Here is a 16,263-nt window from a genome sequence, read left to right as displayed (position 1 = left end):
CAATCATTGAAAAGTGGGATGGGGCTTCCGAGCTGGCCCGTAAGCCGGCAAAGGAGCTAACTACAGAATGACGGAAAAGTAACGTGTTAAGGCCATTCGTTTGTTCATCACCACCGGCGCAAGATGAATGAAAGGCACGTTATCTGTATAAACTCATGTCGCCTGCAATATCAAGCAAAAGGGTGAATGTAAAGGGCATCCATCCACGGAGTAAAATCCGAGGAGAAGAACCTTTTTGCTGATCAAAACCACTTTTAATGGACTGGGGGTCAATTAGTCATCGAAAGTGGGGCGACGAGCTTCCTCGCTGGCCCGTAAGCTGGCAAAGAGGCTCACTAAGAACGATGAAATACGCCGTACGTATGAACAGTAGTCTGTGCATCGCTATCGGCGTAAGACATAAAGAAAGACAGGCTTTCCGTTAAACTCATGGCGTGTAAATAACCAGCAAAGACGCAATGTACAGGGGCATTGCCGTATGCAACAAACCCTCGGAAAGACCGTTTCGCTAATCAAAACCACTTCAATCACCGGGGCTCAGTTAGTCATTGAAAAATAGGAAGACGAGTTTCTGCGCTGGCCTGTAAGCCGGCAAGGAACTCACTGGCAAAATGACGCCAATCCGCCACTGCACGTATAGGCGTTCGTCTGAAATTCATTATCGGACTAAACGGAAAGACAACCTTTCACATAAACTGCGGCTGCCCGGACGACCCAACGCAGGATTGAATAAGCATCGGGCATTAACAGCACAGCAGATCCAGTGAGGGGACTGTTTACTGATCGAAAGTACCTCGAATGATGCAATTGACTTATCAGCCCGACGGAGCGTAAAAAAGCAGAAACGACCTTGCTTTCCTTCAAAATGTTAAACAACGGGAACTTTTACACCGTGCGGATATTCTGTAATAAACTATCGCTGGCAATTATTGCAGGAACAAAACGCATTGAGAAGCGATCTTTATGTTCTATTACCTGCAAGGTCTATCAGCGACAGTAACGGGGACAATAGTGGAACCCAGTGTTAGCCGGCTTCGCAGCATTGCCCTCTTAATACACAAAATGAGTATCTTAAATATGCAAATCAACAAACGCGGTTTCGGGATCAACTGGCAGAACTACCGCAATAAAACACACAAAATGAACGAGTTCGCCGATTGAATAGCTTCCCTTAATTTTGCAGGTGTTTCTTCAAAGTACATTTTCCCCGATGGGGTAATAACTTTACCTTTAAGTACGAACTCTTATAATGATAGCACGCGATAATCAGCAATATATACAACGATTTACAGACGTCTACACACGCCTCAACGAAAGGCAGCGCGACGCCGTAGATCACACCGAAGGCCCGGTGATGGTAATTGCAGGTCCGGGAACGGGTAAAACGCAGATCCTGGCCTCCCGCATCGGCAAAATCCTTCAGGACACGGACTTCCTTCCTCAAAACATTCTTTGTCTTACTTATACCGATGCAGGAACTGTAGCCATGCGCAAACGTCTGACCGACTTCATCGGCCCGGACGCCTACCGCGTTAACATCCATACTTTCCACTCTTTCTGTAACGAAGTAATACAGGATAACCTCGCTCTGTTCGAAAAAAACACACTCGATCCGATTTCCGACCTGGAAAAAATCCAGATGCTGAAGAAATTGATTGACGCCTTTCCCAAGGACAATCCTTTGAAAAGATACCGCGGTGATGTGTATTTCGATATGCGAAACCTCGCCTGGCTGTTCTCCACAATGAAACGGGAGGGCTGGACGTCGGCATTTATTAAAGAACGCATCAAAGTCTATATCGACAGCCTGCCGCTCCGCGAGGAATATATCTGCAAACGGGCCACCAAGGTATTCAAAAAGGGAGATGTGCGTACTGACAAAATTGAAGTGGAACAAGAGAAGATGTCGCGCCTGGAAGCCGCTGTCGAACAATTTGACAACTTCCAGCGGGAAATGCACAAGGCCAACCGTTACGATTTCGACGATATGATCAACTGGGTGATCAGGGTATTTGAAGAAAACGACGCGCTGCTCTCCGATTATAAGGAACGTTTTCAATACCTGCTCGTCGATGAATACCAGGATACCAGCGGTACGCAGAATAAACTGATCCAACTGCTGATCAGGGACGAGGATAAACCCAACGTATTCGTGGTGGGCGACGATGATCAGTCGATCTACCGTTTCCAGGGCGCCAACGTGGAAAACATGGAACTTTTTGCCAGCAGTTTTGCGGAAGACCTCCATACGGTAGTACTTACCCAAAACTATCGCTCCGTACAGAATGTACTGGACGCGTCGATGTCGCTGATCGAAAACAATGGCAACTCGCGACTTGTAAACCAACTTCCCGGCTTAAGTAAACACCTTGCTGCCAGTAATGCTAAACTCATTGCACTTGATATTCCCCCTGAGATACATCGCTATAATACCAGTCGCGACGAGATGGCCGGCATTACGCTGGAGGTAGACAAACTGGTTAAACAAGGTGTACAGCCAGGCAAAATAGCCGTCATCTACAAGGAAAATAGGTATGGCGAAGACCTTACGCAGTATTTCCGCCTGAAAGGCATCCCCTTCTACTCAAAAAGAAACACCAATTTATTCGATATACCTTTCGCCCGGAAAATCCTGCAGCTGCTTCGCTACATTGCAGCGGAACTGGAAACTCCAAATAGTGGCGATGATATCCTGTTCGAGATCATGCACTACGACTTCTACAGGATCGCTCCGATAGAAGCCGCACTCGTAAGCATACGTACAAACGAAAAGAGTTATACCGACGGTAAAACTTCCATCCGTCAATATATCCAGGAATGGAATAAGGCCCGCAACCCTACCCTATTTTCTACCGCACCGCCAGACGAGATACTCGCCCTGGGCGGCATGCTGGAAAAATGGCTGGCGGAGTCGCAAAATCTTACACTTCAGCAATTGTTCAGCAGCATCATAGGTGATGGCGGCATTCTTCGTTACATTATGGATTCGCCGGAAAAAATATGGCTGATGAAAGTATTACAGGCCATGTTCGACTTCGTGAAAGATGAGACCCATCGTAATCCAAACATGAGGATACGGGAACTGATGGCTGTGATAGACCTCATGGAAGACAACGATATCCCGATTTCCCTGGTACAGGTATCCGGGAACGAAAAGGGCGTGAACCTGATCACTGCGCACGGTTCCAAAGGCCTGGAGTTCGAATATGTGTTTATTGCCGGGGCTAACAAACACCTTTGGGAGGGCAAACGTAAGAACAGTACAGGTTTCGCTTTCCCCGACACGGTATTCACCACCCAGTCGACCTCCACCGATGAGCAGGAACTTCGTCGCCTGTTTTACGTGGCGGTTACGCGTGCGGAGAAATACCTTTATATCTCCTACCCTGAATTCCGCCAGGATGGCAAACCGCTGGAACCGAGCATGTTCATTGCAGAAATACTCGAACAGCACATCCTGCCGAATCATAAAATAGAACTCAACGAGGAAATCCTCTTTGATTTCGAAGTACTACAATATGGTAAAGAACTGGCACCGGAAATCCAGAAGGTGGACCAGCTGTTTATAGATGCCCTGCTGGGCAACTTTGCCATGAACGTTACGGCGCTCAACAATTATCTCAACTGCCCGCTATCCTTCTTCTACCAAAACCTGGTGCGTGTACCATCCGGCCGGTCGGAGAACACGGAATTTGGTTCCGCGGTACACTATGCACTGGAAAAGCTGTTCCAGAAAATGCAAACGAACCATAACGCATTTCCCGCAAAAGAAGAATTTCTCCGCGACTTCAAAGCCAGCATGATGCGCAACCGCGAATGCTTTACCCGCGAATCGTTCGACCGGCGCATGGAATATGGTATCGATATACTCGGTGATTATTACGACAAATACCTGCCACACTGGAACACCATCGTGAGCGTAGAACGTAATCTGCGCAACATCACAGTGAACGGAGTGCCTATCAAAGGTAAAATTGATAAACTGGAGTTTGATGGCGGCGAAGTGAACGTGGTAGATTACAAAACCGGCGATTACCAGAAAGCCATCAAGGACTACCGCAAATTCGAACGCCCTAACGAACGTGATCCGAATGGCGGCGACTACTGGCGGCAGGCGGTGTTCTATAAAATACTGCTCGATAATTACAAGCAAAAGAACTGGCGCGTGGTGAGTACCGAGTTCGACTTCGTGGAACCCAACAAGCAAAAGGAGTATCACAAAGAAAAGGTGTTCATTACCCCTGAAGATATTACAACCGTTACCCAGCAGATTACCGAGGTTTGGTCAAAAATCCAGAACAAGGAATTTTACACTGGCTGTGGTAAAGAAGATTGCCGCTGGTGCAATTTCGTAAAGGATAATAAGCTACAGGTTGCGCTACATGAACTCACCGGTGGTGAGGAAGAAGAGGCATAGCAGGAATTTGGGCCGTTTTTTGCCGAAAGGCACTAAGTTTGCAAATATTTTAATACATCCGTTTAGGTAATATGAATCAGATTTTCAGGTTCGGGGCGTTGGTGCTGATGGTGGTAATCTCCTGCTTTTTAACGCAATGTGCGAATATCGTGCCTCCGGGCGGCGGTCCTAAAGACTCGTTGCCTCCAAGATTATTGTCGGTTAGTCCGCCGGATTCGTCGCTGCATTTTTCCAGCAAGAAAATCTCTTTCACCTTTAACGAGTATATCGAACTTGATAACGTGATAGAAAAGCTGATCGTTTCGCCCACCCTGAAACGTACGCCCACGATCACCGCCAAACTGCGGACGATCACTATTGCGATAAAAGACACGCTCAAACCTAATACCACCTACACTTTCAACTTCAACGACGCCATCCGCGACCTGAACGAACGTAATCCCATCAACGATTTCCAGTACGTGGTGTCTACCGGCGATTACCTCGATTCACTCCAACTGTCGGGCACCACGATTAATGCGGAAACGGGTATGGTAGACAGTACCGTGGGCGTTTTCCTGTATTCGAACATGGAAGACTCCGTGGTATCTAAGGAAAAACCGTTATACTATGCTAAAAGCAGGGGTGATGGCAGTTTCCGTTTTAAAAACCTGGCGCCTGGCAAATACAAGATCTTCGCCTTAAAAGAAGAAGATCGTGACCTGCAGTACACTCAGCACTCGGAATATATTGGTTTTGTGGACAGCGCAATCATTCTCGGTGCCAACGTAACCGGTGTTAACATGGCCCTTTTCCGCGAAAAAGACACAGTTGTTATTGCTCCGCCCGAGGAAGAAGAGCCGGAACCGGAGGAAAAGAAAGAGAAGGAAGGAACTAAAAAGAAAAAACCTACGCTACAGGCAAGTGCCAATCTGGCGGGCGGCTTGCAGGAACTCGGCGAACCATTGAGTATTGGTTTTTCGCTCCGCGTAGGTAATCTCGACTCCACCCAAATATTACTGCTGGAAGATACTACCCTGCGCCGCGTTGCATTTACTGCAAAAATGGACGACTCTGTACGAAAAACCCTACAGATGACTTATACCTGGAAAGAGGGAACGCCCTACCAGCTTATTCTTCCCCAGGGTTTTGCGACAGACACACTTAATCAGCCATTTGCTAAATCAGACACGATCCGGTTCACGACAAAAGAGAGGTCCGATTACGGCACCGTTTCCATCAGCATGAAACTGGTGGATACTAACTACCTGAAAATCAAAGATAGTGTACAGTTCATCGTGCAGCTTGTTTCCAATAAAGAGGTAAAATACAGTGGCGACATCAGCTCTGGAACCTGGAAACGCGACCTGATACAACCCGGCGACTACGAACTCCGGATATTGGTAGACGAAAACGGCAACGGCATTTGGGACACGGGCATTTACTACGGAACACCGAAAAAACAGCCCGAAAAGGTATTCCCCTTCCCAAAACCGGTACAGATTAAGCCCAACTGGAACGTAAACCCGAACATTACCCTCTAGATATTAGTTACCTTTGTTGTATGATTGTTTCTTCTGCTTTGATTGAAAATGCGGTGAATGAATTTGCCAAACTCCCCGGTATCGGTAAAAAAACCGCGCTGAGGTTAGTTTTGCACTTGCTGAAGCAGGAAACCCCGCAGGTAGAGCAATTTGGCGAAGTCATCACCCGCATGCGCCGCCAGATAAAGTTCTGTAAGCAATGCCATAACGTTTCCGACCACGACACCTGCAATCTCTGCGCAAGCTCCACCCGCAATCAAAAGGTAGTTTGCGTAGTGGAAAGTATCCGTGATGTAATCGCGATCGAAAACACGCAACAGTTTAATGGCACCTACCACGTACTCGGCGGCATCATTTCACCGATCGATGGTGTTGGCCCCGACCAGCTTAACATTCACACCCTGGTAGAGCGGGTGCAACAGCAAGGTGTGGAAGAAGTAATCATGGCCGTTAGCCCTACCATCGAAGGCGATACCACCATCTACTACCTCTCTAAAAAGTTAAAAGATCTTCCCGTAAAAATAACCACGATCGCCCGCGGTATTGCCTTTGGCGGCGAGCTGGAGTACGCAGACGAAATGACCCTCGCGCGGTCGCTGACTAACCGTCTGCCACTTGAAAACTACCTTCAGAACAAGTAATAAGAGTTGGGTATCAGCTTCAGTATAACCATTAGGCCCCCGTTGTGTCACACCCTTCAGCGACAGCAACAACATTGGGCAGCGTTCCCTTAGTCCCATCGCGGTACAGTGTATACACCGAACTATAAACCTAAAGGTCACTCCCTGCGACAGATACACCGCATAATGGAATAGAAAGGAAAGCCTGGGGAGGACCTGTCGCTGAAGGGTGTGACACAACGGCGGCTCCATACAGATTCCATCGCCCGTTTCCCAAATAAAAATCTTTGCGCAAAAGCCACTTAATAAACCGCTTAACCTGATTTTAACCATTAACAAATAGTTATCACGGGATATTGGGTCAGGATGCCTAACTTTATATCAATCAATAAAAAGCCACAGAGATATGTTCAAAATAATGTTAATGTCTGCTTTACTTTTCGTTACTGCCAAAGGTGGTATCTACGACTTTAAAGTAGAGGCACTGGATGGTAAAAAGAAGATCAGTTTCTCTGAATATAAAGGGAAAAAGATCCTCATCGTTAACACGGCTTCGAAGTGTGGACTTACGCCGCAGTACGAAGGCCTCGAGGCGCTGTATCAAAAATACAAGGGCGAACTGGTGATCGTAGGTTTCCCGGCCAATAACTTCAATGGCCAGGAACCGGGTACAAATGCGGAGATACAGCAGTTTTGCACAAGCAATTACAGCGTTACCTTCCCCATGACCGCTAAAATTTCGGTGAAGGGCGACGATATCCACCCGCTGTACAAATGGCTGCTGGCGGAAAGCAAAGCTAAAAACTTTACGCCCGACCAGGTTACCTGGAACTTTCAGAAATACCTGCTCGACGAAAAAGGCAACCTCGTAGCGGTATTTCCTCCTAAAACATTACCATTGGCACCAGAAGTGATCGCTGCCATTGAGAAGAAATATTAGCCTTTAAGTGCCGGACGCTTATTGTCCGGCACATTTATAGGCCTCCAGGAAAAACCAATATACCGAATGAATACACTTTTACGCCCCTTGAATACGCTGGTGACAGGTCTGTTTGCGCTATTAATTTCCGCCTGCGGTTCCGACGACGGGATGGCCGAGAATTGTTCTCAATCGGCCATCGGCCTCACGATTGGCGGACGGCCACAACAGCTGACGCTCGTAAGCTCAAATATGATCCGCATTACTAACATCGCCGGCAGCTACAAACTGCTGAGCGTTGAAGCCATTGCCGATTCGGTTAAAGTAATTGCCAATATCACCACGGGCCACTACCGTACCTACTCCGAACTACAATCCGACAGCATTCCGGTCGGTGTATACACCTACTCGCGCACCGGGACCGACAGCAGCGGACGCATACTCGTAGGTATTTCCGCCGGCAGTTCCTACCAATTTGCGATTACCGATACGGCCTCCATCAACATCACTACGGTAGATCCTGTAAATCGCACTATTACCGGCAGTTACTACGTCAGCACCAGTTCACCAGCATTTACGGCCAGCGGTTACTTCAGTAAAGTTTGCTTCCAGTCGCTCCGATAATTCACCGCGAAAATCACCTGCTTTTGTGCTATTTTCACGGCTGAACTAATCGTTACAATGTTTTTTTCAGATGTCATAGCCCAGGAGGAAGTACGCGACCATTTAATACACGCTGTTAATAACAACAGGCTTAGTCATGCCATGATATTCCTGGCGCCCGAAGGGGCTGGCGGATTACCACTGGCGCTTGCCTTTACGCAATACCTGGTTTGCGAAAACCGCCAGGAGTACGACTCATGCGGCAAATGTTCGGCCTGTATCAAAGCTTCGCAATACATCCATCCCGATATTCATTATTCTTACCCTGTTATACCACGCAAGTCGGGCGATAAACCTATCAGTACCGACTATGCTTCCGAATGGCGCGAGTTTATTTCGCAACAGCCTTATGGTAACGCATACGACTGGTTACAGTTTATTGGTGCCGAAAACAAACAGGGGAACATTACCACGCACGAGTGCCAGGACATTATCCGCAAACTGAGCCTTAAAAGCTTTGAGAGCCAGTACAAAATACTGATGATGTGGATGCCCGAATACCTGGGCAACGAAGGGAACCGCCTGCTCAAACTCATAGAAGAACCGCCTGCCAATACCATTTTTATACTGGCCGCCGAAAACCAGGAACAGATACTGGCGACTATACTTTCGCGCACACAACTGGTTAAAATAAACCCCTTACCGAAAGATGCCGTGGTGAAAGCACTGGCCGCACGTAACCACACGCCCGAACCAAAGGCAAGGCAAATAGCCACTATCGCCGCCGGCAATTACCGCGAGGCTACTCACCTGCTGCAACATGCCGAAAACGATTATCACGAACTGTTGCGCAACTGGCTCAACTACATTTTTACACAAAACCGGATTGCGTTACAGGAATGGGTGGAGTTGATTTCCAACGCTAAAATGGGGCGTGAGAACCAAAAGCAGTTCCTGCGTTACTTCATTAACCTGCTGGAACATTCCGTTCGCCTGCAGTTTATGGACCGCAGCCAGCTGGCTTTCTCCGAAGAGGAAATGGACTTTGCCGCCAAGCTGCAAAAGCTGGCTAACCTTGAGCAGATGCAACTGATCACCGGGGAACTGGACAATGCCTGTTATCATATAGAACGTAATGCCAACGGCAAAATGCTGTTTCATGCGCTCTCTATAAAACTGCAATACATCTTCCGTAACCGCCCGATGCCGGTATAAAGCGGCAGTTGTTGTTATATAAGGCATAACACTTACCTTTGTTGTTATTGCCTGCTCTTTTTGTTTACTCAAACTAAATCTGTATTTTTAAAAGAACTTGGCTTTAGGCTGGAATTGTTTTATTTGTAAATTTTAAATTGATATAATATGGCTTGTGCCGGATGTGGTACAGGTGCGGAAGGGAAGCCGTCAGGGTGTAAGAGTAACGGAGGATGTGACAGTGGCGGATGTAATCGCCTCAATGTGTTTGACTGGCTGGCGAATATACCCCTTGGTGATAGTTTAGCACCATTTGACATTATAGAAGTAAGTTTTAATAACGGCAGTCGTAAGGATTTTTTCCGCAATGTCACCAAACAGCTCTTTGAGAAAGGAGATATGGTGGCCGTGGAAGGTGTTAGCGGCTTCGACGTAGGCATGGTGAGCGTTACCGGGGAACTGGTAAAACTCCAGATGAAAAAACGCCGCGTTGACGATACGCCGGAAGTAAAAAAACTGCTTCGCCGCGCCACTAACGACGATGTTAACAGGATGCAGGATAACAAGGCCCGCGAAAAAGAAGCGTTGGTAAAAGCACGCGCGCTGGCCCGTAACCTGGGACTTGAAATGAAACTTACTGAGGTAGAAATTCAGGCCGACGGCAGAAAGGCAACTTTCTTTTATACTGCCGACGACCGTGTGGATTTCCGCGAGCTCATTAAAATATTTGCCTCCGAGTTTAGGGTGAAGGTGGAAATGCGCCAGATAGGCGCCCGCCAGGAAGCCGGCAAGGTAGGTGGTATTGGTAGCTGCGGACGCGAACTATGTTGTTCTACCTGGCTCTCTGATTTCAAATCGGTAAATACTACCGCCGCCCGCTACCAGAACCTCTCAATCAACCAGGCAAAACTCAGCGGCCAGTGCGGCCGTCTTAAATGCTGCCTGAACTACGAACTGGATACTTACCTGGACGCACTGAAGGAATTTCCTGAAGATGCTGATACGATCGAAACAGCCGGCGGCACCGCTTCGCTGCAGAAACGCGACATCTTCAAAAACCTGATGTGGTATTCCTACGACAATAGCAGCAAACAATACCCGCTTACTATCACCCGCGTTAAAGAGATCCGCCAGCTTAACAGGCAGGGGGTTAAACCGGACGAACTGAAAGCAGTGGAAATTGTTTCCGGCAAACCGAACAAGGAAGCAGATCTTGGTTTTGTGGACGTTGTAGGTCAGATCAGCCTCCGCTCCCTGGAAAAAGCTTCGCAGAAGCGTAAGCAGAAGAATAAAGAAAAAGGCCAGCAACCGCAGGCTAAAGATAACAGAGGTGGTAACCAGCAGCCGGGCCAGCAAAAGCCTAAAGGCGAAAACGCCCAGAAGCAAAGGCAGGGTAACCGTCCGCCACGGCCAGAAGGAGAACCTAAACAGGAGGGCCGCGGCCCACGCCCTGAAGGTCAGCGTCCTGAAGGTCAGCGCAATGAACGGGGACCGAGGCCTGAAGGTGGTCAGGGGCCAAGGCCGGAAAGAGGACCAAGACCTGAAGGCGGCCAAAAGCCAAGACAGGAAAACCGCGGACCTAAACCAGAAGGTGGCCAGCGCCCTCCTAAACAGGAAGGCCAGAAACCAAGACCTGAAGGTCAGGGGCCAAGGCCGGAAAGAGGACCAAGACCTGAAGGCGGCCAAAAGCCAAGACAGGAAAACAGACCTCCGAGACCAGAAGGTCAGAAGCAGGAAAACAGGCCACCAAGGCCCGAAGGCCAGCAGAAACCGAGGCAGGACAATCGCCCCCCGCAGGGCCAACGTCCACCAAATCCTCCAGATAACAATAATTAATAATATATTTGCAGCAGCGTAGCCAACTACGCTGCTTTTTTTAACCTTATCTCCTAAACCCGAACCTATTCTCCTATGATTGGCTTCCCTCCCAGGGCCCAAACCAGCGTATACCTGGACCAATACACGCCCGACCAATACCGATCTCTATCCTGGATGGCCATGGAACTGCTTGGCTGGAACATCAGCAAAGTGACTGAAGACAGTGTGAGCGCCGTTACCCCATTCTCTTTTCTCTCTTTTCACGACCGCGTGGTGGTGAACGTTTCCGATTACGAAGCCGAATTTGCGAGTACCAGCATGGGCATGCAAATCATCGACTTTAACAAGAACCGGAGAAACCTGCGGCAACTTACAGAGGCTATTGCTTCCATTGCGGAGAATACACCACCCGAAAAGCTGGACGCCGAATTTGCTGTACGCCGCGAAGCTACTCGTGAAGACGCTGCTCAGTCTTATATTTCCAGCAGCCGTGAGCGTATAGTGGATGGCTTTTTCGCTGTATTTAAACCGGTGCCCGGTTATTACGTAACGCCCATCCTCATCACCCTTAATGTACTCGTGTACCTTTTGCTGGGCCTTACCACTTTGTTTACGGGCAACTCTTTTCTCGCCATACACCCGTTAATATTGATACAATTCGGCGCGGACTTTAAACTATACACACTTACCGACGAGCCATGGAGGCTCTTTTCATCAGTATTTATGCACCTCGACGTACTGCACCTGTTTTTTAACATGTACGTACTGATGGTTTGCGGCATTTATCTCGAAAGGATTATTGGCTCGTGGAAGTTCCTGGCGGCTTACCTGATCTGCGGTTTCGCCGCCTCAACCACCAGCCTTTGGTGGAACGATCTTATCCCATCTGTTGGCGCATCCGGTGCTATCTATGGACTTATCGGCATCCTGCTGGCCATGTTGTCGTTGAAGAAGCTGATTGAACCTGTAGAACGGCAGTCGCTGCTTATCAGCATCCTGATCACCATTTGCTTTAATTATGTGATTGCACTTGTACAGGGTAGCCGCATCGATCATGGCGCACATTTTGGCGGGTTGATATTTGGTTTCCTGCTTACCAGGGGCTACTATTTCGCCATCTTCCAGGAAAAGAAAGAATGGCTTAAAAAGTGGGCCTTTACTACCAGCACGGCCATTGTTGCGGTAATAGCCATCATCCTTTTCTTTAGTATGAAATGGAACGCGCAGGAGTATGCCGACCAGGTAGACCGCCTGAAACGCAATGAAGGAATGGCCTCCACCGTTTCTGATTACACGCTTATCGGTAATGGCCGTACGCTCTACGCCGACGCATCTATCAGTAATAAGATCAAAAACTTTGGTATTTATTATATGGACCAAAACCTGCACCTGCTGGAAGAAATGAACGAAAGCACTTATTCGCCCGGTGCCAAAAAGGTGAACAAAGCGTTGCGGGAGTATTACAGCCTTTATAAAGAATACTATGAAGTGCAGTATGCCCGTGTAGAAATGGGCGACTACCACTACAACAGTCGTATAGACGAACTGTTTGACCAGTTGCAGGTAGAGAAGAAAAAGATAGCCCTGCTTGGTTTTTACATTAAATAACTACTTCTCTTCCTCGAAGAAGAGTTTATAAAACTGCATATTACTTGCCTCATCGAAACCGCGTTCTATCAGTTCGCGGTTTCCGTGTATATATACATGGAAGTTGCGGTCTAACTTCAGGATGCTTTTGAATACACGCTGCTGCTTTTTCATGGCCGGGCCTGAAATTTCGAACTCGTCGGGCACGTCCAGGCGGTATTCCTGCTGGTAGTGTTCGCGGTATTCTTTAAACGATTCAATAGCGTCCTGGTTGCCGAGCACTTCGGTGGCAAACTCCTCCATCTGGAAGTTTTCCTTTTCTTTGAAGTAAGTGGCAGTACGGTTCAGCAGGTCGATCTGGTCGGCGCGGTTCATGTCATATTCTTCGGGCAGGCGTTGCTCAACGAACTGTTTGCAGAGGTTCACCATGGTTTCGGTCTGGTGGTAATTATCTTCGCGGCGCACCACCTGTAAAAACGCATCTTTCCAGTAAACCGCTTCGTTTTGTTTGCCTACGGCATCTATCACGCTCACTTTGTACCCTTCTTCTTTTTCGAGGTTGTACACCAGGCAGCCTTTATCCAGCTTGCTGATGTTAATACCGTCGTCGTAGTTTACTTCGTAGTTGTCACTGTTAAGGAATACTTTAAGGTAAGTGTCTTTATTTTCTGATTTAAAGATGCCTACTGCTTCCACCTCTTCCCCATCTACCAGGCATTTGGAAAAATATACAATGTACAGCTCCCCGCCTTTGATTTTGGGGTGCGTGCTGTGTTTGTACAGGTGTTTGGCGATGTTTACCGACTGGTCGGTGAAGCTTTCCTTATCCTCGAAGATAAGGCTACAGTATTTGTAGATCTCGTTCAGTTGGATATCCGCTTCGTGGGTAAAGCGAAAATATTCGCCGTTGTTGGTAAATGGCTGTATGAAGTAGGTAAGCAGCAAATTGGTGACCGTTTCGTCCTGCAGTTCGAAAGGTTGTTGCGAAAGCAACAGCGGTTCATCCTGCGAGGAGTTGCCCACTTTATGGATAATAAAACGCTCGAGGTCCTGTATTTGCTGTACGTTAATCATATGCCTGAAATTGCCACGCGAAATAACAGAAATTGCCCGGCTTTCCGAAAACTTTAAACGCTGTTTATTCTAAGCTGCTGTAAATAAATGATTTAGGTTGACAAAAAAAGATGGGCTGCCTTGCAGAACAAAGCAGCCCATCTCTATTATCAGTATAAAAATTACATGTTTAAGCCACCGCAAACGCTGATGGTTTGGCCGGAAATGTAAGCGCCCATATCAGAAGCCAGGTACAGGCAGGTGTTAGCAATATCTTCCGGTTTGCCAAAACGGCCTAAAGGAATTTTGTCGATATATGCCTTAGCGCCATCGCCATCTTTCAGGTAGCTGGTCATATCTGTTTCCACAAAACCCGGTGCTACTGCGTTAACGCGGATGTTACGGCTGCCCACTTCGGCGGCAATGGATTTGGTGAACCCGATGATACCTGCTTTAGAGGCTGCATAGCTGCTCTGCCCCGCATTACCTTTCATTCCAATGATAGAGCTCATGTTGATGATTGAACCGCTGCGGGCTTTCATCATTGGGCGTATAACCAGTTTGGTCATGTTGTACACGCTCTTCAGGTTAATGTCCATCACATCGTCCCACTGCTCTTCGCTGAGGCGCAGCAGCAGGTTATCTTTAGAAATACCTGCGTTATTCACACAAATATCAATGGTACCAAATTCTTTAACTACGTCGTTTACCAATGCTTCACAATCTGCAAATACGCCGGCATTACTTTTATAAGCTTTAGCCTTAACGCCTTTGGCGGTCAGTTTTTCCTCCAATGCCTTCGCTTTTTCGTCGGAACTTACATATGTAAAAGCCACATTAGCGCCATGTTCTGCGAACATCAGTGCAATAGCTTCACCAATTCCCCTGCTCGCACCTGTTACTATCGCCACTTTGTTTTCAAGTAATTTCATTTTTTGTTGTCAGTTTAACAATTGGTAAAAAAATAGGTAAAGATGAATGGTTTTATTTTTTGATAAAGGCCAGTATTTCTTCCAGGTGATTACGTTCGTTGTTGAGTCTTGGCACTTTGTGCTGCCCGCCCAGTTTACCTTTGCTTTTTAACCATTCGCAGAAGGTGTTTGGCGGCATCACGTGTACAACAGGCAAACGCAGCGCCATATCTTTATGGCGTTTGGCTTCGTAGTCGGAGTTAACTTTCTTCAACGTGTCGTCCAGCACGGTCACAAACTTCTCGCGGCTATCGGGCTCTGTGTCAAATTCGATGAGCCATTCGTGCCCACCACTACCTTCATCGCTGAAATAGATGGGAGCTGCGGTATAATCGTTTACCACGGCGCCGGTTGCCTCACAGGCGGCAGCAATCGCTTTGTCCGAATTATCTACGATCAGTTCTTCCCCAAATGCGTTAATGAACGATTTGGTACGGCCACTTACACGTACGCGGTAAGGCGCCAGTGAAACGAATTGTATGGTATCGCCAACGATGTAACGCCAAAGGCCACCGTTGGTGCTGATGATGAGTGCGTAGTTTTTGCCGAGTTCAACTTCGTTGAGTTGCAGGGTGCGGGGCTGCTCCTTTCCATATTCCTCCATGGGCATGAACTCGTAGAAGATGCCGTGGTTCAGGAAAAGCAGCATTCCCTCCTCGCCCATTACATCCTGCGAGGCGAAGAAGCCTTCGGAGGCATTGTAAGACTCCTGGTAATGCATATTAGGCTTCCTGATCAGCTTTTTAAACTGTTCACGGTAGGGCGTAAAGCTTACGCCACCATGGCCATACAGTTCCAGGTTAGGCCAAACGTCGGCCAGGTTATCGGTACCGGTAAGCTCAAATATACGTTTGATCAGTACGATGGTCCAGGTGGGCACACCTACAATGGAGGTCACGTTTTCGTGAATTACGGCCTGGGCCATCCGTTCTATCTTCTCTTCCCACTCATCCATAAGGGCGATAGAAAGGTCGGGGGTACGTACCAGGTTGCCGTAAAACGGCATATTCTGCAGCATTACGGCGCTCAGGTCACCATAATAACTATCACCATCGGGCGATAACTTATTTACCTGGTGGCTGCCACCAATGGCCAGACCTTTACCGGTAAGCAGTTCCGAATCGGGGAAGTTATTGTAATACAGTGAAAACATATCACGGCCGGCGCGGTAGTGGCACTCGTCCAGGCTCTCTACTGAAATAGGAATGAATTTGCTTTTATCCGAGGTGGTGCCGCTGGATTTTGCGAACCATTTGATAGGTGTGTTCCATAGTACATTTTGCTCTCCCTCCATCATCCTGTGGATATATCCTTTGATGGAATCGTAGTTTTGTACGGGCACGCGGGATTTAAATTCTTCTATCTTAAAAATATTGGAGAACCCGTATTGTTTACCAAACTCGGTGTATTGCGCAGCGCTGAGCAGGTTTTGGAACACCTGCTGCTGAACCTGTAGCGGGTATTGCATAAAATACTCGATGCGGCCCATGCGCAACCTTGCCAACTGTGATATTGCGGGACTTAAAATCTTCATAAAGGTTTATCGTAGGGTGAAAAG

General features: G+C 47.8%; 11 protein-coding genes. 8 read left to right on the top strand and 3 right to left on the bottom strand.

Going from position 1 to position 16,263, the window contains the following annotated elements; translation table 11 throughout:
* Positions 1–1,249: 1,249 nt before the first annotated feature.
* From QZT80_RS20565 to QZT80_RS20530, 8 genes are all read left to right on the top strand, one after another.
* Positions 1,250–4,417 carry an ATP-dependent DNA helicase gene (locus QZT80_RS20565; RefSeq protein WP_295126540.1) on the top strand — a complete coding sequence of 1,056 codons (3,168 nt, stop codon included), beginning with the start codon at positions 1,250–1,252 and terminating at the stop codon, positions 4,415–4,417.
* Between the two features lie 71 nt (positions 4,418–4,488).
* Positions 4,489–5,940 carry an Ig-like domain-containing protein gene (locus QZT80_RS20560; protein ID WP_295126537.1) on the top strand — a complete coding sequence of 484 codons (1,452 nt, stop codon included), beginning with the start codon at positions 4,489–4,491 and terminating at the stop codon, positions 5,938–5,940.
* Positions 5,941–5,960: 20 nt separating this feature from the next.
* Positions 5,961–6,581 carry a recombination mediator RecR gene (gene recR / locus QZT80_RS20555; protein ID WP_295126534.1) on the top strand — a complete coding sequence of 207 codons (621 nt, stop codon included), beginning with the start codon at positions 5,961–5,963 and terminating at the stop codon, positions 6,579–6,581.
* A gap of 403 nt (positions 6,582–6,984) precedes the next feature.
* Complete coding sequence (locus QZT80_RS20550) at positions 6,985–7,500, top strand: glutathione peroxidase (protein WP_295126532.1); 516 nt, start codon at positions 6,985–6,987, stop codon at positions 7,498–7,500.
* A gap of 66 nt (positions 7,501–7,566) precedes the next feature.
* Complete coding sequence (locus QZT80_RS20545; protein ID WP_295126529.1) at positions 7,567–8,103, top strand: hypothetical protein; 537 nt, start codon at positions 7,567–7,569, stop codon at positions 8,101–8,103.
* Positions 8,104–8,160: 57 nt separating this feature from the next.
* Positions 8,161–9,297 carry a hypothetical protein gene (locus QZT80_RS20540; protein WP_295126526.1) on the top strand — a complete coding sequence of 379 codons (1,137 nt, stop codon included), beginning with the start codon at positions 8,161–8,163 and terminating at the stop codon, positions 9,295–9,297.
* A gap of 147 nt (positions 9,298–9,444) precedes the next feature.
* Positions 9,445–11,112 (top strand): regulatory iron-sulfur-containing complex subunit RicT, encoded by a 1,668-nt coding sequence (gene ricT, locus QZT80_RS20535; RefSeq protein WP_295126524.1) that lies wholly within the window; start codon positions 9,445–9,447, stop codon positions 11,110–11,112.
* A 75-nt stretch (positions 11,113–11,187) separates the two neighbouring features.
* Positions 11,188–12,702: a rhomboid family intramembrane serine protease gene (locus tag QZT80_RS20530; protein ID WP_295126521.1), complete on the top strand. Its 1,515-nt coding sequence runs from the start codon at positions 11,188–11,190 to the stop codon at positions 12,700–12,702.
* Here QZT80_RS20530 and QZT80_RS20525 read toward each other — a convergent pair whose 3' ends face one another.
* The 3 genes from QZT80_RS20525 to QZT80_RS20515 all read right to left on the bottom strand — a co-directional run bounded on the left by QZT80_RS20525 (position 12,703) and on the right by QZT80_RS20515 (position 16,239).
* On the bottom strand, positions 12,703–13,755 hold the full coding sequence (locus QZT80_RS20525; protein ID WP_295126518.1) for a nucleoid-associated protein: 1,053 nt from the start codon (positions 13,753–13,755) through the stop codon (positions 12,703–12,705).
* A gap of 161 nt (positions 13,756–13,916) precedes the next feature.
* Complete coding sequence (gene fabG, locus QZT80_RS20520) at positions 13,917–14,666, bottom strand: 3-oxoacyl-[acyl-carrier-protein] reductase (protein ID WP_295126515.1); 750 nt, start codon at positions 14,664–14,666, stop codon at positions 13,917–13,919.
* 52 nt (positions 14,667–14,718) lie between these two features.
* Positions 14,719–16,239 carry a GH3 auxin-responsive promoter family protein gene (locus QZT80_RS20515; protein ID WP_295126512.1) on the bottom strand — a complete coding sequence of 507 codons (1,521 nt, stop codon included), beginning with the start codon at positions 16,237–16,239 and terminating at the stop codon, positions 14,719–14,721.
* Positions 16,240–16,263 lie beyond the last annotated feature (24 nt).

The organism is uncultured Chitinophaga sp., assembly GCF_902168175.1.
Lineage (GTDB): Bacteria > Bacteroidota > Bacteroidia > Chitinophagales > Chitinophagaceae > Chitinophaga.
The sequence above is the reverse complement of the archived record's forward strand: the minus strand, read 5'-3'. Positions and strand labels throughout refer to the sequence as shown.